This is a genomic window from Streptomyces sp. MMG1533, from assembly GCF_001279775.1.
Classification (GTDB): domain Bacteria; phylum Actinomycetota; class Actinomycetes; order Streptomycetales; family Streptomycetaceae; genus Streptomyces.
This window is the reverse complement of sequence record NZ_LGDG01000234.1, coordinates 49,894-68,137: the sequence shown is the minus strand read 5'-3', so window position 1 is coordinate 68,137 and position 18,244 is coordinate 49,894. Positions and strand designations below refer to the sequence as shown.

General features: G+C 71.3%; 24 protein-coding genes and 1 tRNA gene. 16 read left to right on the top strand and 9 right to left on the bottom strand.

The window, feature by feature from the left end; translation table 11 throughout:
- Positions 1 to 413: 413 nt before the first annotated feature.
- Positions 414 to 1,529, bottom strand: coding sequence for a YihY/virulence factor BrkB family protein (locus ADK57_RS30005; RefSeq protein ID WP_078973422.1), 1,116 nt, complete (start codon positions 1,527 to 1,529; stop codon positions 414 to 416).
- A gap of 215 nt (positions 1,530 to 1,744) precedes the next feature.
- Between ADK57_RS30005 and ADK57_RS30000 the strand changes: the two genes are divergently transcribed.
- Positions 1,745 to 2,218 carry a DUF5990 family protein gene (locus tag ADK57_RS30000; protein WP_078973425.1) on the top strand — a complete coding sequence of 158 codons (474 nt, stop codon included), beginning with the start codon at positions 1,745 to 1,747 and terminating at the stop codon, positions 2,216 to 2,218.
- 42 nt (positions 2,219 to 2,260) lie between these two features.
- On the opposite strand, the gene ADK57_RS29995 is transcribed toward ADK57_RS30000, so the two are convergent.
- Entirely contained in the window at positions 2,261 to 2,551 is a 291-nt protein-coding gene (locus ADK57_RS29995; RefSeq protein WP_053752747.1) for a zinc-ribbon domain-containing protein, read from the bottom strand.
- Positions 2,552 to 2,654: 103 nt separating this feature from the next.
- Here ADK57_RS29995 and ADK57_RS29990 point away from each other — a divergent pair, with 103 nt between their 5' ends.
- Positions 2,655 to 2,870, top strand: a complete 216-nt coding sequence (locus ADK57_RS29990) for a cold-shock protein (protein WP_053752759.1) — start codon at positions 2,655 to 2,657, stop codon at positions 2,868 to 2,870.
- A 181-nt stretch (positions 2,871 to 3,051) separates the two neighbouring features.
- On the opposite strand, the gene ADK57_RS29985 is transcribed toward ADK57_RS29990, so the two are convergent.
- The 5 genes from ADK57_RS29985 to ADK57_RS29965 all read right to left on the bottom strand — a co-directional run bounded on the left by ADK57_RS29985 (position 3,052) and on the right by ADK57_RS29965 (position 8,932).
- Positions 3,052 to 4,785, bottom strand: coding sequence for a copper resistance CopC/CopD family protein (locus ADK57_RS29985; protein ID WP_053752746.1), 1,734 nt, complete (start codon positions 4,783 to 4,785; stop codon positions 3,052 to 3,054).
- A 242-nt stretch (positions 4,786 to 5,027) separates the two neighbouring features.
- Positions 5,028 to 5,795 carry an SDR family NAD(P)-dependent oxidoreductase gene (locus ADK57_RS29980; RefSeq protein ID WP_053752745.1) on the bottom strand — a complete coding sequence of 256 codons (768 nt, stop codon included), beginning with the start codon at positions 5,793 to 5,795 and terminating at the stop codon, positions 5,028 to 5,030.
- Positions 5,792 to 6,265: a cupin domain-containing protein gene (locus ADK57_RS29975; RefSeq protein ID WP_053752744.1), complete on the bottom strand. Its 474-nt coding sequence runs from the start codon at positions 6,263 to 6,265 to the stop codon at positions 5,792 to 5,794. Before ADK57_RS29975 ends, ADK57_RS29980 begins: the two co-directional genes overlap by 4 nt.
- The gene (locus ADK57_RS29970) at positions 6,262 to 6,873 is read right to left on the bottom strand and encodes a GNAT family N-acetyltransferase (RefSeq protein WP_053752743.1); all 612 of its coding nucleotides are present in this window, start codon (positions 6,871 to 6,873) and stop codon (positions 6,262 to 6,264) included. Before ADK57_RS29970 ends, ADK57_RS29975 begins: the two co-directional genes overlap by 4 nt.
- Positions 6,866 to 8,932: a penicillin acylase family protein gene (locus tag ADK57_RS29965; RefSeq protein WP_053752742.1), complete on the bottom strand. Its 2,067-nt coding sequence runs from the start codon at positions 8,930 to 8,932 to the stop codon at positions 6,866 to 6,868. Before ADK57_RS29965 ends, ADK57_RS29970 begins: the two co-directional genes overlap by 8 nt.
- Before the next feature lie 352 nt (positions 8,933 to 9,284).
- On the opposite strand from ADK57_RS29965, the gene ADK57_RS29960 reads away from it, so the two are divergent.
- The 5 genes from ADK57_RS29960 (at position 9,285) to ADK57_RS29945 (ending at position 11,806) form a co-directional block, all read left to right on the top strand.
- Positions 9,285 to 9,878, top strand: coding sequence for an HhH-GPD-type base excision DNA repair protein (locus tag ADK57_RS29960; protein WP_053752741.1), 594 nt, complete (start codon positions 9,285 to 9,287; stop codon positions 9,876 to 9,878).
- A gap of 135 nt (positions 9,879 to 10,013) precedes the next feature.
- Positions 10,014 to 10,358: a hypothetical protein gene (locus ADK57_RS29955; RefSeq protein ID WP_107091680.1), complete on the top strand. Its 345-nt coding sequence runs from the start codon at positions 10,014 to 10,016 to the stop codon at positions 10,356 to 10,358.
- Between the two features lie 75 nt (positions 10,359 to 10,433).
- Positions 10,434 to 10,565, top strand: coding sequence for a hypothetical protein (locus ADK57_RS52055; protein ID WP_267890786.1), 132 nt, complete (start codon positions 10,434 to 10,436; stop codon positions 10,563 to 10,565).
- Positions 10,566 to 10,771: 206 nt separating this feature from the next.
- On the top strand, positions 10,772 to 11,068 hold the full coding sequence (locus tag ADK57_RS29950; RefSeq protein WP_003999914.1) for a type II toxin-antitoxin system VapB family antitoxin: 297 nt from the start codon (positions 10,772 to 10,774) through the stop codon (positions 11,066 to 11,068).
- 99 nt (positions 11,069 to 11,167) lie between these two features.
- Positions 11,168 to 11,806, top strand: a complete 639-nt coding sequence (locus ADK57_RS29945; protein ID WP_234390461.1) for a LytR C-terminal domain-containing protein — start codon at positions 11,168 to 11,170, stop codon at positions 11,804 to 11,806.
- A gap of 46 nt (positions 11,807 to 11,852) precedes the next feature.
- Here ADK57_RS29945 and upp read toward each other — a convergent pair whose 3' ends face one another.
- Positions 11,853 to 12,488 (bottom strand): uracil phosphoribosyltransferase, encoded by a 636-nt coding sequence (upp, locus tag ADK57_RS29940; RefSeq protein ID WP_053752757.1) that lies wholly within the window; start codon positions 12,486 to 12,488, stop codon positions 11,853 to 11,855.
- A 160-nt stretch (positions 12,489 to 12,648) separates the two neighbouring features.
- Here upp and ADK57_RS29935 point away from each other — a divergent pair, with 160 nt between their 5' ends.
- The 9 genes from ADK57_RS29935 to ADK57_RS29900 all read left to right on the top strand — a co-directional run bounded on the left by ADK57_RS29935 (position 12,649) and on the right by ADK57_RS29900 (position 17,978).
- Positions 12,649 to 12,924, top strand: a complete 276-nt coding sequence (locus ADK57_RS29935) for a hypothetical protein (protein ID WP_078973420.1) — start codon at positions 12,649 to 12,651, stop codon at positions 12,922 to 12,924.
- Positions 12,925 to 13,258: 334 nt separating this feature from the next.
- A complete protein-coding gene (locus ADK57_RS29930; RefSeq protein WP_053752738.1) occupies positions 13,259 to 13,792 on the top strand; it encodes a hypothetical protein in 534 nt (177 codons plus the stop codon).
- 56 nt (positions 13,793 to 13,848) lie between these two features.
- Entirely contained in the window at positions 13,849 to 14,280 is a 432-nt protein-coding gene (gene tadA, locus ADK57_RS29925) for a tRNA adenosine(34) deaminase TadA (protein WP_053752737.1), read from the top strand.
- 66 nt (positions 14,281 to 14,346) lie between these two features.
- Positions 14,347 to 14,431, top strand: a tRNA-Ser gene (locus tag ADK57_RS29920).
- A 93-nt stretch (positions 14,432 to 14,524) separates the two neighbouring features.
- Positions 14,525 to 14,701, top strand: a complete 177-nt coding sequence (locus tag ADK57_RS50635) for a hypothetical protein (RefSeq protein ID WP_199830716.1) — start codon at positions 14,525 to 14,527, stop codon at positions 14,699 to 14,701.
- An 11-nt stretch (positions 14,702 to 14,712) separates the two neighbouring features.
- On the top strand, positions 14,713 to 15,006 hold the full coding sequence (locus ADK57_RS29915; protein WP_053752736.1) for a Dabb family protein: 294 nt from the start codon (positions 14,713 to 14,715) through the stop codon (positions 15,004 to 15,006).
- 162 nt (positions 15,007 to 15,168) lie between these two features.
- Positions 15,169 to 16,047 carry an RNA polymerase sigma factor SigF gene (locus ADK57_RS29910; RefSeq protein WP_053752735.1) on the top strand — a complete coding sequence of 293 codons (879 nt, stop codon included), beginning with the start codon at positions 15,169 to 15,171 and terminating at the stop codon, positions 16,045 to 16,047.
- A 266-nt stretch (positions 16,048 to 16,313) separates the two neighbouring features.
- On the top strand, positions 16,314 to 17,201 hold the full coding sequence (locus ADK57_RS29905) for an RNA polymerase sigma factor SigF (protein WP_053752734.1): 888 nt from the start codon (positions 16,314 to 16,316) through the stop codon (positions 17,199 to 17,201).
- A gap of 54 nt (positions 17,202 to 17,255) precedes the next feature.
- A complete protein-coding gene (locus ADK57_RS29900; RefSeq protein WP_053752733.1) occupies positions 17,256 to 17,978 on the top strand; it encodes a hypothetical protein in 723 nt (240 codons plus the stop codon).
- 12 nt (positions 17,979 to 17,990) lie between these two features.
- Here ADK57_RS29900 and ADK57_RS29895 read toward each other — a convergent pair whose 3' ends face one another.
- Positions 17,991 to 18,194 carry a hypothetical protein gene (locus ADK57_RS29895; protein WP_053752732.1) on the bottom strand — a complete coding sequence of 68 codons (204 nt, stop codon included), beginning with the start codon at positions 18,192 to 18,194 and terminating at the stop codon, positions 17,991 to 17,993.
- Positions 18,195 to 18,244 lie beyond the last annotated feature (50 nt).

Here is an 18,244-nt window from a genome sequence, read left to right as displayed (position 1 = left end):
GAGGGGGGTCCTGCTGCTCCCCCGCACGTGGCTCCCCGGAACAGCTCGGCCTGCCACGCCGGTGCGGCGGGCGGCAGGGTGGGAGGTGGAGGGCGCCGGTGACGGAACCCCGGAGACGACCTGGCTCGAGAAGGTCGACGACGCGACGTACAACGCGCCGCGCGGCAACACCCGCTGAAGCGCCCGAAGGAGAGAGGGACCATGCGAGCGACAGTCATGTGCTCCGTTCCTCCAGTGTGGCACCTCGGTGAACTGCCGGTTCTGCCGCGCGGGCGGCCCGCGTCCATCGGCCGCCCGCGCGGCAGGGGTGTGCCACGGGCGCCGCATACCGGACTGACTCACCCCTGGACATCCACCGCCGCCATCGCGGCCGCCCCTCAACCCGTGCTCACCGGTACGCACCGGTACTCACCTCAGGTTTCAAGGCGGCGACGGTCTTCCTCGTCCCACTTCCGGGTGTCGCGCGGCTGGACGTACGGCTCCTTCCCTGCCGGGTGACCGCCCACAACAGCCCGCTGACGGGCCATCTCCGCGTCGAACTCCAGGCCGAGCAGGATCGCCAGGTTCGTGATCCACAGCCACACCAGGAAGATGATCACGCCGGCGAGAGCGCCGTAGGTCTTGTTGTACGAGCCGAAGTTCGCCACGTAGAGCGCGAACCCGGCCGAGGCGATCATCCAGATCAGCAGTGCGAGGAAACTGCCCGGCGTGATCCAGCGGAAGCCACGGACCTTCGCGTTCGGTGTCGCCCAGTACAGGATCGCGATCATGACCGTGACCAGGACCACCAGCACCGGCCACTTCGCGATCGACCACACCGTCAGCGCCGTGTCACCGACTCCGAGCGCCGTGCCCAGTTCCCGTGCGAGACCCCCGGTGAACACCACGATCAACGCACTGATCACGGCCATGACCATCAGCACCACGGTCACACCGAACCGGACCGGCAGCACCTTCCACACCGGGCGGCCCTCGGGGACGTCGTAGACCGCGTTGGCGCTCCTGATGAACGCGGCGACGTAGCCGGACGCCGACCACACCGCGAGCACCAGACCCACGATCGCCATGACCGAGCCGAGTCCGGCGTTGCCCTGCATCTGCTGCACCGCGTTGCGCAGCACGTCCTGAGCCGCCCCCGGGGCGAGCTTCTGGATGTTGTCCAGAACCTCCTGCGTCGCCGACCGGCCGACGATCCCCAGCAGGGACACGAGAGCCAGCAGGGCCGGGAACAGCGCCAGGATCCCGTAGTAGGTCAGCGCCGCGGCCCGATCGGTCAGCTCGTCCTGCTTGAACTCCTTCAGGGTGCCCTTCAGTATCGTCCCCCAGGAATGCCTGGGCAGGTCAGACGGACTGTCCGGCGCCTGCCGGTCCACCTGATCATCCGGGCCGACACCCCGGTCGGCGTCCGGGCGGGCGTCCGGGCCGGCGTCCGGTGCACGCACGGTCTCGGCCTCCTGGCCGACCGCGCCGTGCCCAGCGTTCCCGCCGTTCCCACCGTGCTTTCCATGCCTTCTCAACGTCCGTGTCATGCCGCACGGGTATCCGGCCGAACATCGCTTATACACGCAATCACGGCATATTCGACATCCGGTTCCTGTCGGTGTGTGGTGACCGCCTGGTGATGGGCGGTGTTCGGGCGGTGGTCGGGCGGCCCGGGACACGGCGGAGGCCGTGGGTCTGCCGCTCCAGCGCCCCGGCACGCACCGGGTCCTGACGGCATCGCAACAGGCGGATGATGACCGACATGCGTATCCGTATCGACGCCTTCGACCTGCCCGGCCTCACCCGTCCGGCCCTCGCCGACGACTCCGCCCCCGCCTACCACAACATCCACGTCGCCGTGCAACGCCGCGACCGTCCGGCCGAACTCCTCGAACCGCATCGGGGCGACGCCGCGTCAGCGACCTGGACCCTGGAGTGCACGGCGATCGCCTCTTCGACCGGCACCGAGGTGACCGGCCCCTACGTACAGAACCGTCTGGGCCACCGGTTCATCTACCTGTCGTGGGGCACGGTCGACGACTCGGGCGTCTTCACGATGTTCCGCCGTGCCAAGCTCATGCTCGACGCCGTCCCCGCCGAGGTACTCGCCGCCGCCGCACCCGACGGCCTGCTGGTCGCTCGTCTCGGCCTGACCGACGCCGGCGGCGGTCCGCTGTGCGCACGGATCACGCCCCCACACGTCACCTGGACCGCCGAACCCGCCGACCAGCCGTGACGGGCCGTCCGGCCCCGTCGGCCGACAGTCGTGCCGTCGTGGTCAGGACTGGTACGGCTGCTGCTGCGACTGGCCGTACGGCTGACCGGCGTGACCGCTCGCGTTCTGGGCCTGCAGCTGGTCCGCCTGCTCCTTGGTCACCTTCTGTTCCGCGCCGCAGAAGGTGCACTGTGTCGCGTACTTCGTCGAGAACGGGAACAGCGGCACGAAGAACAGCGTGAACTTCGTGACGCGCTTCCTGAGCGTGTGCGCGGCCGGGTTGCCGCACTGGCCGCAGACCAGCGTCAGTATCGCGAGCTGGTACAGGTATCCCTTGGTGCCGAAGATGATCATGCCGGTTCCTTCCCGAGTCCGTGTCTGCCGGCACAGTGCCGGCGAGCGGCAAGGTGCGGTCACGGATCACAGTGTCCTGCACACCGACGCTACGCTGCAGATCATGGTGGCAGCGACGGTACGCGAGTGGCACGACGAAGAGGGCTGGGGCGTACTCGACTGCCCGGCGACGCCGGGTGGGTGCTGGGGCCATTTCTCCACCATCGAGACGGCCGGCTTCCGCGCGCTGACGCCCGGGCAGCGGGTGGAACTCGAATGGGAGGCCCCCGGCTTCCCACAGGACGGGTACGACTACCGCGCGGTGCGCATCGCCCCTTGACCGGTTCGACGTGAAGGCGTGACCGGCACCAAGGAAGACCGCTTCCGCTACGACTTCTCACGCGCCGAACAGGCCGGACGACTCCACGCCCTCTTCCACAACTGCTGCGCCGACTCCGCCGTACGCGCCGCCGGGACGGTGGATGGCCTGCTCGCCCGCCGGAACCCCGCCCGGTCCGCGCCTAGCCCACGATCCGCACCGCCTTCGACTCGCTCACCTGGTCGATCTCCGACACCCGGACCGTCACCTTCATCATCCAGTCGCCGGCGATGGGGAGGTTGAGCGAACTCGTGCCCCAGTAGCCGCCCTTGTCGGTGAGTTCGGCGTCGATCGGGCCGATGTCCCGGGCGGGGAGCGTGAAGGAGAGGCGGAGTTCCGGGACCGTGGCCAGGCCCCCGTCGGGGGTGAGGACCACGGCCTCGACCGAGTTGTCGCCGGTGCGGCCCGGGTCGAGCGTGATCTGCACCTTGCCGCGGGCGGAGCCGACGGCGAAGGGGATGGTGGTGACGGACGCGGTGGCCAGGCCGGTCGTCGACGCCGCTTCGGCGGCCTCGGCGGCCGCCCGGCCCGGAAGGGTGCCGGTGAGCACGGTCGTGAGCACCAGTACCACTACGCCGACGGCGACTTCGGCCAGTACCGAGCGGCGCAGGCCGGCATGCGGGGTGGTCGAGGCAGAGGGGGCGCCGGGTTGTTCCGAGGGCGGCAGCGGTGGGCCGCCCACCGGCTCCGGCACCCGTTCGCGCACGGCCGGCTCCACCTTCACCAGCCGCGCCGTCCATCGCCGTGACAGGCCCGCCGCCGCCAGCAGCACCACCACCGCGACGAGTTTGGCGACCAGGAGGCGGCCGTACGTGCTGTCGGTGAGGGCGTTCCAGGAGCCGAGGCCGCGCCAGGACTGGTAGACGCCGGTGACGACCAGGACGGTCACCGACCAGAAGGCCGGGCGGGAGAAGCTCGTGACCACCGCGGGCGGGACGGCCGACTGCGAGCGGTACAGCGTGGTCAGCAGGGCCGTCAGGCCGCCCAGCCACACCGCCATCGCCAGGACGTGCAGCACGGACGACGTCATCGCCACCGGCACCTGGATGCCGGCCGAGGCGTGTTCGCCGGCGGCCCACGTCAGCGCGAGGCCGACGCAGAGGACAGTGCCCGCGGCGAGCCATGCCCGGGACGGCGACTCCCGCCGCAGCAGTCGTACGACGAAGACGGCCGCCGGCAGGAGCAGGACCAGGCGGGCCAGCAGGACCAGGCCCGGGCGGGTGGTGAGGGTGTGGGTGAAGGCCGAGGGGTCGAGGGCGGCGGCGGGGCCATCGCCCGACTCGTACGGGCCGCGCAGCACCAGCAGGGCCACGGTGGCCGCCGCCAAGGTCCACCAGCCCGCCCGCAGGAGCCTGCCCAGGGGAGTCGGGTCCGGGGGGCGACAGGCCGTCATGAACACGGCCGTGCCGATCAGCAATGCCGCGGCCAGGTACGCCAGGTAGCGGGCGATCTTGTAGAGGCTCGCCGTCGCCGGGTCCTCGACCGGTCCGGTGCCCACCGTCGCCGTGGTGACGGATGCCTTGCCGACCGAGAAGGTGAACGCGCCCGAGACCGGGTGGCTGTCCGCCGACACCACCCGCCAGGCCACCACGTAGGTGCCCTCGGCGAGCTTCGCGGGCAGGGTGACCCGGGCAGTGTCGGAACCCTCCGGTGCGTGCTGGGCCTTGCCGGTGCGCAGGCGGTGGTTGTCGGGGTCCAGGACGCGGAAGGAGTCCTCGAGCAGGCCTACGGACTCGGTGAAGGTGAGGGTGAGGTGGCGGGGGGCCGACTTGAGGACGGTTCCGTCCTTGGGGTCGGTGCCTCGGAGGGCGGCATGGGCCGACGCGGGTCCCGCGCCGCCGAGGAGGAGCAGGACCAGCACGGTGCCCAGCAGCACCAGCCCTTGAAGCCCCCGGCGTCGTCGGCCGGCCCTGAGATCTTCTCTGAGACCTTCCCTGAGACCTGAGCTGAGACCTGACCTGAGACATGGCCTGCGACCTGCCCCGGTACCACCTGACCCGGTACCTGACCTGGTACCTGCCCCGAGACCTGACCTGAGCTCACCTTCACGCTCCACGTCTCTTCTCCGTCTGTGGACTCGCCGCCTCCGGACAGATACGGATACCGGTGCCGGAACGCTCACCACGTCGGCCGCGCCGTCACCCCACCGTCCACCACCAGGTCCTGCCCGGTGATCCAGGACGCGAGCGGCGAGGCCAGGAACACGCACGCGTCGCCGACGTCCTCCGGGCGCCCCAGCCGGCCGAGCGGCGCCGCCCGTTCCCATCGCCCCACCCCCTCCGGCCAGGCCTCCGCCAGCCCCTCCCGGTCGATCAGCCCGGGCGAGACCGTGTTGACGCGGATGCCGTAGGGGCCGTACTCCAGGGCCGCCGCCCGGGCGTGCATCACCACGGCGGCCTTGGAGACGGCGTAGTGGGCGTGATCGACGGCCGGACGGCTCGCCTCGATCGACGCGATGTGCGTCACGGATCCCGGGCCTGCTTCGGATGCCCGCATGACCTCCACCGCCGCCTGCGTGCACGCGAACACGCTCGACAGGTTCGTGTCCACGACCGCCCGCCACTCCGACGCCGTCATCCCGGGCAGTGCCCGCGTCGGCTGGACGCCCGCGTTGTTGACCAGCGCCGTCAGCCGGCCGTCGCCCCAGTCCGCGGCCTCCCGCACCAGGCCCCGGCACGCGCCCTCGTCGGCCAGATCCGCCCGCAGTACGACGGCCCGCCCGCCCAGGTCCCGGATGCGGGACGCCACTTCGCTCGCCGGCTCCACCGCCGTGCGGCAGTGCAAGGCCACCGCCGCGCCCTCCTCGGCGAACCGCAGGGCGATGCCCCGTCCGATGCCGCCGCCCGCGCCGGTGACCAGCGCCACTTGCCCTTCGAGGAGTCTCATGGACGGCACAGTCCCGCGATCCGGCCGGCCCGGGCCGGGTAACGCGCCGTCAGCTCCGCCGCCTTCCCGTGCTCGTAGTCCTCGTAGGTGAATCCGGGGGCCATCGTGCAGCCGAAGAAGCTCCACTCCCCGCCCGCCACCACCCGTCCGCCCATCCAGGTGCCGCCGGGGACGGTCAGTTGCGGGTGCTGGCCGCCGAGTACGTCCGGCCCCAGGACGGTGGTCGTCGACGTCCCGTCGGGGGCGAGGAGCAGGAGTTCCAGCGGGTCGCCCAGGTAGAAGTGCCAGATCTCGTCGGTGGGCAGGCGGTGCAGGGCCGAGAAGTCGTCCGCGGTCAGCAGGGCGACGATCGCCGAGCCCTGAGGCCTGCCGTCGGGCAGTTCCGGTCCCGCCCAAGTGCGTCGGAACAGCCCGCCCTCGCGGGGGATGGGCTCCAGACCGTAGTGGGCGACGAGGTCGTCTGGGGTCACGCCGGGAAGGCTACCTGCCGGTCCAGGAAGGCGAGTTGAGCGTGCTTCTCCGGCAGGTACACGTCGGGGATGTCGATCTCCGGCAGGACGACCACGGGGCCGGCCTCGAAGCCCTGCTTCAGGAAGCGCGCGATCGCCTTCACGTTGCGCACGTCGGGGTCGACCACGACCCGGCTGCGGTCCAGGCCCAGCAGCACGTACGAGATGACGGCGGTCAGCAGCGCCGAGGACCAGCCGGGGCGGGCGCCGTCCTGCCCGGCGGGCGCCAGCAGCAGGTGGATGCCCATGTCGCCGGGCCGCACCTCGTAGCACTCGCTGACGCGGTCCGCCCCCGGCTCGTAGGTCTGCAGGAGCCCGACCGGTTCGCCGTCCTTCGCCACCAGGAAGGCGTGGTGCGTGTCGAGGGTGTCCAGGTGCGCGTAGATCTCGGCGACCTGCTCCTTGCCCAGGCCGTTCATGCCCCAGAAGGACGCCCGCTCCTCGCTCACCCACGCGTGGACGACCTCGGCGTCGGCGTGTGCGTCGAGGGGCAGGACGCGGACGGTGCCGAAGCCGTCGACGGTCTGCTCGTGGACGGGCTCGCGGGCGGGGGCGGACGCGTCAGACATCGGTCTCCTTCTTCAGCAGGGTCCAGTCGGTGACGACCGGTACGAGATCTCCCTTGAGCCACAAGGGGAGTTGGTCACGGTGGTGGGGCGAGCCGGGGACGCCCGAGGCGCCGAACGGGACCACCCAGAGACTGTCCTCGCGGCGGGCCAGGTCCCACACGTAACGGGCCGCCGGGCCGCGCGCGCTCATGTCGGTCCAGCCGGGTACGGCGGAGGTGCACAGCACGCAGTCGTGGTCGCCGGACAGGCCGGGCCCCTCGTCGGGCGTGTCGGTGAGCGCCCGCCAGGCGAACAGGCGGTGCGTGTCACCCCAGGTGGCGGGGAGGTCCCCCGAAGCGACCTCCTCGACTGCCGCCCGCACGATCTCCGCGCGGTCGATGCCGTACAAGTCCTCGGCCCGCAGCAGGTGTTCGAGGGCGAAGCCGATGCGCGGGACGAGGTTGAGCCAGGGGAGGAAGACCTCGGGATACGCGGGCGGGGCCGTCAGCGCGGCGAACGCCGGGTGCGCCGCGAGACGGCGTACGACCGCACTGCGCACCGCCGCGTACACGGCCGCGTCCGTGCTGTCGGCGTCCATGTGGCGGTCCCAGCGCAGGAGGACGTCCCTGATGGCGGCGGCTGCGGGGGTCAGGCCGTCCAGCGCCTCCAGGTGGTCCGACAGCGGTGCGGCGGAGGCGAGTCGGGTGTCCATGTGGATCACCGGCATGTCGGCGGGCGACCAGCGGTCCTTCTCCGTGAGGAGGGCGGTGATGCGGTCGGCGCGGTGGCTCGGGGCGAACTCGACGCCGAGCGGGGTGGCCGGGCCGCGCTGGTTGGCCATCACGGCGATGCCGTCGGCGAGGCCCGCGCGGGGCATGTCGTGCCAGCCCCGCCAGTCGTGGCCGGGTTCCCAGGCGGGGACCAGGCGGGTGCGGTTGGCGTCGGAGCGCAGCGGCACCCGGCCCGCGACGCGGTGCAGCAGGCCGCCCTCGGTGTCGGCGGCCTGGACGACGTTCACGGGTTCGGCCCAGAGGTCGAAGGCGTGGTCCACGTCGGCGACCCGGCGGGCCCGCAGGAGGGGGAGCAGGGCGCCGAAGCCGAGGTCCTCGGTGACGCGGGGCGGGTAGCGCAGGCTGAGCGCGAGCGGGGTGCCGTCGTCGAGTCCCTCGGGGCCGCCGGCGATCACCGGGCCCCGGTCCGTCTCGATCACCTCGACCTCGACCGGCTCCTCCCCCGCCACCTCGACGGTCTCCGTGTGCCGGGCGGCCCGGCGCCAGACGCCGTCCGGGCCGAGCGCCTCGACGCCGGCGCCGGTACGGCGCAGCCGTTCGCGGTAGAGGTCCTGGTAGTCGGCCATGGCGTTGGTGATGGCCCAGGCGACCGTGCCGGTGTGGCCGAAGTGGGCGATGCCGGGGATGCCGGGGACGGCGAGGCCGACGACGTCGAACTCGGGGCAGGAGAGGTGGATCTGCTGGTAGACGCCGGGATCCTCGATGAAGCGGTGCGGATCGCCGGCGATGACCGCCGCGCCGGTGGTCGTGCGCTCGCGGCTCACCAGCCAGCCGTTGCTGCCCGAGGTGCCGGGGCCGTCGGTGGCGAACAACCGGACCGCGTCCGCTCCCAGGTGCCGTACGGCCTGCTCGCGCCAGAGCTTGGCGGGGAAGCCGGCGAAGAGGATGTGCGTGGCGAGCCAGACGGCGAGCGGGGTCCAGGGCTCCCAGCGGCCGGGGGCGAGGCCGACGCGGGCGAACTCGGGCGCCGGGGTCCGTTCAAGCCCCTCGTTCACGCCGTCGACGTACGCCCGCACCCAGTCCGCGGTCTCCGGGTCCCGTCTCTCCAGGGCGGTGAAGCAGCGTCCGGCCGTGTCGTCGAGGCGGACCCGTCTCGCGAACCGGTCCCAGGCGAGGGCCTCGGAACCGAGGAAGGCGGCCGAGGTGCCCTGTGCGCGGTGCCGCTCCACTTCCAGCTGCCAGGCCCGGTCGCGGGCGGTGACCAGGCCCTGGGCACGGGCGAGTGCACGCGCGCTGCCGGCGCGGAGGTGGGGGATTCCCCAGGCGTCGCGGTAGATCTCGGTGATCACCCCTGTGCCCCTTCTGTGCTTTAGGTTAGGCTTGCCTAACCATGTCGTGGTGGAATCGTACGTGAAGGGTGAAGACGTCATGGGTCAGGGGCACGGCTGAGAGGGCGCGGTCCTCGAACTGCTGCGTGCGAAGGACTTCGTGTTCAGCGCGACCGGGGTGGAGGACGCCACCGGCGCTTCGACCTCACCGACGGCGGCATGCCGGCGTCACCGACTCCACCCGGCACGACGTACGCCCCGTGCCCCGGCAGGACTCCGGCGCCCGTCCGGTCGCCCAGGCCTTCCCGAGCAGCTGATGCACGCGCCGGGGTACTGGCGGGCGGGCCGACCGGGTACGCGCGATGATCGGGGCATGGACGTCACCCTTCACCTCGCCCAGGACCCCGAGGCCGACGAACTCCTCGGCCGCTCCCCGCTCGCCGCGCTGGTAGGGATGCTGCTGGACCAGCAGGTTCCGATGGAGTGGGCGTTCAAGGGGCCGCGCACCATCACGGACCGGCTCGGCGGCGACGACCTGGACGCGCACGAGATCGCCGCCCAGGACCCGGAGGCCTTCGCGGCGCTCCTGTCGGAGAAGCCCGCGGTGCACCGCTACCCGGGGTCGATGGCGAAGCGCATCCAGCAACTGTGCCAGTACCTGGTCGAGCACTACGACGGGAACGCCGAGCTCGTCTGGAAGGGCGTGACCGACGGACGGGAGCTGCTGCGCCGCCTCGAGGAACTGCCCGGCTTCGGCAAGCAGAAGGCGCAGATCTTCCTGGCCCTGCTCGGCAAGCAGCTCGGCGTGCAGCCCAAGGGCTGGCGCGAGGCCGCGGGCGCCTACGGCGAGCCGAAGTCCTTCCGTTCCGTCGCCGACATCACCGGGCCTCAGTCGCTGACCAAGGTCCGGGCGCACAAGCAGGAGATGAAGGCGGCGGCGAAGGCCGCGAAGGCCGCCGGGAAGTAGCCCTCCTTCGGGCGGCCCGGCCGGCCCGGGTGGGACATCCTTCTGGCGGCCCGGCCGGCCCGGGTGTACGCCGAGCGGGTGGTTCTCACCGCCGGTGGGATGAACGGCGTGCGCCGCACGGGGAGATGACCTCCCGTGAGCACCGCCGCACCGCAAGCCCTCGGACACGCCCGTCGGCGTGCCTGGCTGCGGGTGCTCGTCCTGATGCTCGCCCTGTTCGTGCCGGGCGCGCACGCGGGCGCGCAGGCGGCGCCCGCCTCCGCGGTGGCGGCCGAGAGCGGCTCGGTGGTCTGCGAGTACGACCTCATGGACAACGTTCTGCGACCGGTGACCCGGGGCACCGGCCGTCCCGTCGCACCGCTGCGGCCCGCGCCCTTCCCGGAGGCGGCGCCCGCCTTCCCGGCCGCCCGCCCACTGCCCGTCCCGCCGCTCGCCCCGCCCGCCCTGGACGCCCTGCGCTCGGTGGTCCTGCGCTGCTGACAGAACCGGCCCCGCCCCCTCCGGTCCATCAGCACGACGCAAGGAACCACGACGCAAGGAACAAGGAGCACCGACATGGCGATCGACCCGTACGCGGTCCTGCGCGCCCTCCTGCGCGCCGAGGCCGCACGCAACGCACCCAAATCCCAGGTTCCACAGATGAAGGAGGCGAAGCCGCAGCGGCACCCGAAGGATCAGGGCCGCTGACCCGTCGGCGGAGGCGGGCCCACCGTCTCCGCCGTGCCGTGCCGAAAGCTGCCCGGCGCCTCGGGAGCGGCGGCCGGTGAAACGGTTTCGCTGTCACTCATCTTGAGGTCGGCGTTCCCATTTGCCCTGGTTTAGGGCGTCTTTTCCGGCCTCGCACTCCGTCTCCATGGCTGCGCCCGGAAGGTCTTGACCGGTAGGCTTTCCGTGTGATCTTCAAGCGCATCGGAAACGGCCGGCCGTACCCCGACCACGGCCGGGAAAGCACCCGGCAGTGGGCGGACGTCGCGCCGCGCCCGGTCCGCCTCGATCAGCTCGTGACGACCAAGGGCCAGCTCGACCTGGAAACCCTGCTCGCCGAGGACTCCACCTTCTACGGCGACCTGTTCGCGCACGTCGTGAAGTGGCAGGGCGACCTGTATCTGGAGGACGGCCTGCACCGCGCGGTGCGCGCGGCGCTCCAGCAGCGCCAGGTGCTGCACGCGCGCGTGCTCGAGCTGGACTGAGACGCTCACCGGTGACGGGTTGGCCCTTTCGGGTTCTCCTGCACCCCGTCCAATGATCATCTAGTAGGAATCGTCGCCCGAGCGCACTACGCTGCGCTCATGAGCATGCTGACTCCCCCCGGCATGGGCGGCCAGTACCGGATCAAGGGAGACAAGTACCCACGCATGCGCCGGCCTCGGCGGCGCGGCAGGTTCGTGATCGGGCTGGTGGCCTCCGTCGCCGCGCTCGGGCTGGTCGGCTGGGGCACCCTGCAGCTCATCGACGTCTTCACCGGCAGCGGCAAGAAGGCCGCGGCGGCCGGTTCCAAGACGGACTGCGCCACACGGGCGACCCCGTCGGCCTCCGCGTCCGCCGGCACCGCGGTCAAGCCCGCCCAGATCACGGTCAACGTGTTCAACGCGACGCCCCGCAGCGGCCTCGCCAAGGAGACGGCGGACGAGCTGAAGAAGCGCGGCTTCAAGATCGGTGACGTGGGCAACGCAACCAAGGAGTTCGACAAGAAGGTCGAGGGCACCGGGATGCTGCTCGGCCCCGCGTCCTCCCTGAACACCTCGCTGCCGGTCCTCGCGACCCAGCTCTCCACGGCCGAGCGCCGCACGGACGCCGCCCGCAAGGGCACCGAGCTCGACCTGATCATCGGGACCGGCTTCAAGAACCTGAACAGCAAGGCGGACGCCGACAAGGCACTGGCCGCACTGGCCGCGCCCACGTCCACCTCTTCGAAGAAGAGCTGCTGAGCGGTCGTACGAAGGCCTTCTTCGTACGACGGCTCCCCGCCGCGACCTACTCGGCCGCCCCGTACATCCGGTCCCCGGCGTCGCCCAGGCCCGGCACGATGTAGCCGTGCTCGTTCAGGCGCTCGTCGACCGAGGCGGTGACGACCGTGACCGGCGTGCCCGCGAGTTCGCGCTCCATGACCTCGACGCCCTCGGGGGCGGCGAGCAGGACCACGGCGGTGACGTCGTCCGCGCCGCGCTTGATGAGCTCCCGGATCGCCGCGACCAGGGTGCCGCCGGTGGCGAGCATCGGGTCGAGGACGTACGCCTGGCGGCCCGAGAGGTCCTCCGGCATGCGCGTGGCGTACGTGGAGGCCTGGAGGGTCTCCTCGTCGCGGATCATGCCCATGAAGCCCACCTCGGCGGTCGGCAGCAGCCGGACCATGCCCTCCAGCATGCCCAGGCCCGCCCGCAGGATCGGGACGACCAGCGGACGCGGGTGGGAGAGCTTGACGCCCGTGGTCGAGGCGACCGGCGTCGTGATGTCGACCTGCTCGGTACGCACGTCACGCGTGGCCTCGTAGGCGAGCAGGGTGACCAGCTCGTCGGCCAGACGGCGGAAGGTCGCGGAGTCGGTGCGCTGGTCGCGCAGCGTGGTGAGCTTGTGGGCGACCAGAGGGTGGTCGACGACGTGGAGACGCATGTCCACAACAGTAGCCGGGCGGGGTGTGCCCGACGTCCCCCGCGCCTGTTCGGCGGAGCGCCCTACCCGAGAGGGCTTCGCCCTCGCCCCTTATGTCCGTGCTGGCGTCAAACCGCCCATCCGGGGGAAAGTGGGAGGGACGGACTGGGGTGGTGAGCCTATGCCTGACCGGGAAACCCGCAAGAATCCGTCGCCGCGCGAGCAGCCGGGGACGGCGCATACGACGCGCAGGCCGGACGGGCCGGACATGCCGTACTCGACGCGCAGGGCGGACGCATCGGACACGCCGGAGACGGACGCCGAGCGCCGACGGCGCCGCGCCCAGTTCCTGCGCGATCTCGCGGAGGCCCGCGAACTGCGGGACCGCGTCCAGCCCCGCCGCGCCAAGACGGCCCGCCTGCGGCACGCGATGCGCATGCGGACGTTCCGCTGGTAAGGAGCCCGCCATGGGCGGGACACGCCGACGCAGCCACCGAGTTGGAAGATTCGTGGGCCGTCGGGCGTTGTGCGGGTGGTCGTGCGTGGGCACCCAAGAAGGCCGCGTACGATCCGCTGTTGGCGGCAACGAGTGCGCTGGTGAGACCTCGACGGGCCCTCCGCTGCCACGAGATCGGCGGCAGCCGGACACACAGGGAGCCGAAGACGTCCCCTGAGCGCCATGTTTCTGCCACGATTCCGAGTGGGTGGGCTCGGAGCACAGCTCTCCCCGCCCGCAACCTCCGCCGGGGGGACCCCCAACCGGCACGCCTAGGACCAGTGGGAGAGTCACGGTGTACTTCGCCGCACTGCTCGCGCGCACCGAAGACGGGTGGGAAGCGAGCGACACGGAGCTCGACGATGTGGAGACCCTGTCGGATCTGGCCGACCTGGCCCGGGAAGCCTCTCCCGACGAGGACACGGTGCTCGTGCTGATCGAGCAGGAGGACGCCTGGTTCGGCGTCGTCCGCCTCGACGGCGAGGAGGACCCGCGCATCTACGTCTCGGACGCCTCCGCCGCAGCCCGCAGTTCGTACGGGGAGATCCTGCTCACCGACGAACTGCTCGGACGGGATCCCGACGACGACGAGCCCGACCTCGACGCCCTCGACCTCGACGGCACCGAGGACGGGGAGGACGGGGATGACGACGACGAGGCCGAGGACGGCGGCTCTGGCGAGCTCGTGCCGCACGGCCCGGTCGGCGACACCCTCGTCCTCGACGACCTCGGCGTCAGCGAGAAGGAGCTGAAGTCGCTGTCGGCGGACGCGGTCACCGCGATCGCCGAGGCCCTCGGCGCCTCGGAGGTCCTGGAGGCCGTCCGCTGACCTCACCGACCGCGGGCACGACACCCGACCCGGTACGCGACCGCTGGCGAGCCGCGATGCGGCTCGCCCTGGACGAGGCCGGGCGGGCCGGCCGGGGCGGTGACGTCCCCGTCGGCGCGGTCGTGCTGTCCGACGACGGTACGACCGTGCTCGCGGCCGGGCACAACGAACGCGAGGCCACCGGCGATCCGACCGCGCACGCGGAGGTCCTGGCGATCCGCCGGGCGGCCGCCGAGCTCGGGCAGTGGCGGCTGACCGGCTGCACGCTCGTCGTGACGCTGGAGCCCTGCACGATGTGCGCGGGCGCGCTCGTGCAGTCCCGCGTGGACCGGGTGGTCTACGGCGCCCGCGACGAGAAGGCGGGCGCGGCCGGCTCCCTCTGGGACGTCGTCCGCGACCGGCGGCTCAACCACCGCCCCGAGGTGATCGAAGGCGTGCTCGCCGAGGAGTGCGCCGGGCTCCTCACCGACTTCTTCCGTTCCCGCTGACGGGCCTCGCGTTGGCCCGGCAAACGGATTTCAAACCACGCCGCACCTTGCTGTAAGGTCTCCCTCGGTAGCGTGTCCGAGCGGCCGAAGGAGCTCGCCTCGAAAGCGAGTGTGGCGCAAGTCACCGAGGGTTCAAATCCCTCCGCTACCGCTTCAGAAGGGCCCCGTCGTAAGACGGGGCCCTTCGTGCGATCATGTGCGCTCGTTGGGCGTATCAGTGACAGGAGAGACAGGGGAGGCCGCGATGGCGGTGAACTCGAAGAAGATCGCCGTCTACGTGCTTGTGGTCTTCGTGCTGTACGTGATCATCACGGACCCGGCCAAGGCCGCCGACTACGTCCAGATAGCCTTCGAGGGCATATCGGACGCCGCCAAATCCATCGGCGACTTCTTCACATGGCTCGCCGACGGGGCTGAGTAGTAGGAGCGCACATGATCCGCCACCTGGTCCTCTTCAAGCTCAACGAGGGCGTCGAACGCGACGACCCGCGGGTCGTGAAGGGCGTCGAGGCCTTCCGCGCGCTCGACGGCAGGATCCCCGAGATCCGCTTCTGGGAGCTCGGCTGGAACCTCAGCGACCGCCCCATCGCCCATGACTTCGCCATCAACTCCGGCTTCGACGACGTGGCCGCGCTGCGCCGGTACGTCGAGCACCCGGACCACCAGGCGGGCGTGACCCTGTGGCACGAGTTCGCCACGTGGGTGATCGCCGACTACGAGTACTGAGCCCGACCTCCAGGGAGCCCTCCGCCGGTACGGCGGAGGGCTTTCCCGCGTCTTGCACCCCAACTCTTCCCTCAACACGGCGTTATGCGGTGCTTGCACACAGTGCACATGTCTTGTGATGCTATGACCGCTTTTGACGGATGAGTTGACCGATGAAGTCCGATGAAGACCGATGAAGAGGTGGCGTTGACCGTGTCGGCCAGTACTGCGCCGCCCCAGGAAGAGGCTCCCGCCCAGGTCCCGCAGACCCCGGCGCCGGCAGCCACCCCGCAGCGGAGCCGAGGCGCCGACACCCGGGCGCTCACACAGGTGCTCTTCGCCCAGCTCAAGGGGTTGCAGCCGGGCACGCCGGAGCACAACCGGGTACGGGGCGCGCTCATCGAGGCCAACCTCCCGCTCGTGCGCTACGCGGCCGCCCGCTTCCGCTCCCGCAACGAGCCGATGGAGGACGTCGTCCAGGTCGGCACCATCGGACTCATCAACGCCATCGACCGCTTCGACCCGGACCGGGGCGTGCAGTTCCCGACCTTCGCGATGCCGACCGTCGTCGGCGAGATCAAGCGGTACTTCCGGGACAACGTCCGCACGGTCCACGTACCGCGCCGGCTGCACGAGATGTGGGTGCAGGTCAACAGCGCGACCGAGGACCTCACCACCGCCTTCGGGCGCACCCCGACGACCTCCGAGATCGCCGAGCGGCTGCGCATCACCGAGGACGAGGTGCTGTCCTGCATCGAGGCCGGGCGGTCCTACCACGCCACCTCGCTGGAGGCCGCCCAGGAGGGCGACGGGATGCCGGGGCTGCTGGACCGGCTCGGCTACGAGGACCCCGCCCTGGACGGCGTGGAGCACCGGGATCTCGTACGGCATCTGCTGGTGCAGTTGCCGGAGCGGGAACAGCGAATTCTGCTGCTGCGCTACTACAGCAATCTCACCCAGTCACAGATCAGCGCGGAACTCGGCGTCTCCCAGATGCACGTCTCGCGGCTACTCGCGCGTAGCTTCCAGCGACTGCGTTCCGCGAACCGGATCGACGCCTAATCGCGTAAAGGATCGAGTCGTCACCGGCAGGACTGAATCGCTCACCAGCGCGGATCCCGTGTTTTCTGCTCCGAAATACCGTCAGACCCCCTTCTTCCAGGGCGTATTCGCGTCTCGCATGTCGACATGTCACTACAGCGTGTTGCCGACATGTGACATTCTGCCGGAAGCGCGTTTGCCGTGGCTTCGGCTCCGGTATTCAGGTGAAGGCTGATGTTCCTCGACGGAGCGTTCGCCGTACCGTCCCGCGACCCAAAGGGGGTGGCATGTCCGCAGACCAGGGCAGCTCGAAGGTGCTCACGCTCACGAAGAGCGAGCCTGCGCCAGCGCTCGACGACGTAACGGCCGTCGAGGCCGCGCCGGCCCCGGCCCCGGCCCTCCCGACCTCGGGAGCTCTCGACACCCGCACCCTGTCCCGCTCCCTCTTCCTGCGGCTCGCCGCACTCGACGAGAACAGCCCCGAGCGCGCGTACGTGCGGGACACCCTCATCGAGCTCAACCTCCCGCTGGTGCGCTACGCGGCCGCCCGCTTCCGCTCCCGCAACGAGCCGATGGAGGACATCGTCCAGGTCGGCACGATCGGCCTGATCAAGGCGATCGACCGCTTCGACTGCGAGCGGGGCGTCGAGTTCCCTACGTTCGCGATGCCGACGGTCGTCGGTGAGATCAAGCGCTTCTTCCGCGACACGTCCTGGTCGGTCCGCGTCCCGCGCCGCCTCCAGGAGCTGCGGCTGGCCCTCACCAAGGCCAGCGACGAGCTCGCCCAGAAGCTGGACCGCTCCCCGACCGTCCCCGAACTCGCCGCGGTCCTGGGCGTGTCCGAGGAGGACGTCGTCGACGGCCTCGCGGTCGGCAACGCGTACACCGCCTCCTCGCTCGACTCCCCGGCCCCCGAGGACGACGGCGGCGAGGGCTCCCTCGCGGACCGCCTCGGCTACGAGGACACGGCCCTGGAGGGCGTGGAGTACCGGGAGTCGCTCAAGCCGCTGCTGGCCAAGCTCCCGCCGCGCGAGCGCCAGATCATCATGCTGCGCTTCTTCGCCAACATGACCCAGTCGCAGATCGGCGAGGAGGTCGGCATCTCCCAGATGCACGTCTCCCGGCTGCTGACCCGGACTCTGGCGCAGCTGCGGGAAGGCCTGATCTCCGACTGACGGAGGTCACGCGTGAGGCTTCCTCTTTGACGGAGTGTCAGCCACCATGGCGCGATGCTTCGAGCGACACGTTCCGGATGGACACATGGCCGTCGGGGCGCCCTGCTGGGCGCGTCGGCGGCCGTCGTCTGCCTGGGCGGGATGGCGGCCGCCTGCGGGGGCGACGGCGACGGCGGACACGTCGCCACGGGCGCGGCGGGCGGCCCGCCCCAGGTCTCGGGTACGGCGGTGGCACCCACCGGGGAGGTCACGCTGGTGCCGCTCGACGAGACGCCGTCCGGCCGCAACTCGCCTGTCGCGCGCACCCCTTCCGAGAGCGTCGGCGCAACACCTCAGCCCCGCCCGGGGAGCGGCGGCCCGCCTGCGCCTGCGCCTTCGGCCGAGGACGCCGAGTCGGGTCGTACGACGGCGAGTCCGGCGAGTCCGGCGGTACCGCCGACGCCCGGCGGCGGGCCCTCGGCACCCGGTGGCGCCGCCGCCCTGAGAGTCGGCGAGCCCGTGCGCGAGGCCACCGACAAGCGGTGGTGCGAGGACGTCACCCTCGCCTTCCACAACACCGGGGGAACCGCGGTGCGTTCGGGCACCGTGACCTTCGGGACGCACGTCATCGGCGCACTCGGTGTCGACTGGGCGACGGTCGAGTCCGCCGAAAAGCTCCCGGCGCCGATCGGGGCCGGCGCGCGGACGGAGAAGAGCTGGACGGTGTGCGTCGACGTATGGCGCGTGCCGTGGGGCATGCACGTGGAGACGCAGGACGTGTCCGTCCAGTGGAAGTAAGGGCAACCGGCGTTACTTGAGCGCCAGCCAGGCCACCGCCGCAACGATCGCCACCGCGGCGACGATGCCGATGATCAGGCCGAGGCGGGGACCGCCCGAGGAAGAGGGAGCCGCCTGCTGCCGCCGGCCCTGAGGGGCCTCGTCGACGAACGCGCGGAACATCTGGGTGCTGCCGGCGGGGTCGTGGTTGCCCTGGGGGCCCTGGGTGTTAGCCATGCACCGAGACCCTAGCGAATCCGGGGGTGTGGCCCAAGTGGGGGCTCCGG